The organism is Thermoplasma sp. (assembly GCF_008709555.1).
Taxonomy (GTDB): Archaea; Thermoplasmatota; Thermoplasmata; order Thermoplasmatales; family Thermoplasmataceae; genus Thermoplasma.
In genome coordinates, this window is record NZ_VYIJ01000041.1 from 1 (window position 1) to 720 (window position 720).

Sequence of the window (720 nt, forward strand, 5' to 3'; positions counted from 1 at the left end):
ATTTCTCGAAATACGCGGAGGTTGGATATGTGTGGGACTTCGCCGGTGATCGGGATGATCATGTCCGCCGTGTTGGTCTGGGTTTCCCGCTGACCAATGGGTGGAATATAAAGAAACAGCTCACCGCGTTCACGGACGAACACTCGGAACTGGCCGGGAATATTGATCATGTCATCGCCCACCAAATACCTGTCGGCAAGCCCGCAAGAGTAGTTGCTACGCAGCGTGTAGCATGGGCAGGTGACGTTGTGGGCACATGCCAGGCCGATACCGGTGGTGGTCTGCAAACGGCATTCTGGTCAGGTATGGAGGCCGGCAGAGCCGCTGCAAACGGGGACCTGATGCTGTATCAGAAGAAATGGGATTCCGAGATATATCCACACCTCTTGAGGCATTACAAGATCAAGAAGGCAATGTACCGCATAGGCACGAGCAACCTGTCGTCATTGTTTCCCTTGATGCGGTCGTTCAATGTCCGCACAGAGGATGCCAGCAAGGAAATACCCAGATTGCTGTGGCATATCGTGAAAAATAAACCATCCCTTCTCGTGACGGTTTTGCCATCCCTAATCTGAGTCAGCTACTCCTCAGCTGAAGCGTCGGAGCTTGCTGCTGGTCTCCCCCTCACCCGTAGGTGAGGCTTCATCGAACCGCAACGATTGGCTGGCTGACAACAGCCTGAAGTACTCAGATATACCGAGCACTTCGATGTTCCTTGAG

General features: G+C 53.3%; 1 protein-coding gene. It reads left to right on the forward strand.

What is annotated here, in order from left to right; translation table 11 throughout:
- Nucleotides 1-575, forward strand: a 575-nt coding sequence (locus F6Q11_RS07545) for a hypothetical protein (RefSeq protein ID WP_297027999.1), incomplete at its 5' end; no start/stop codon positions are given.
- Between the last annotated feature and the right edge of the window lie 145 nt (nt 576-720).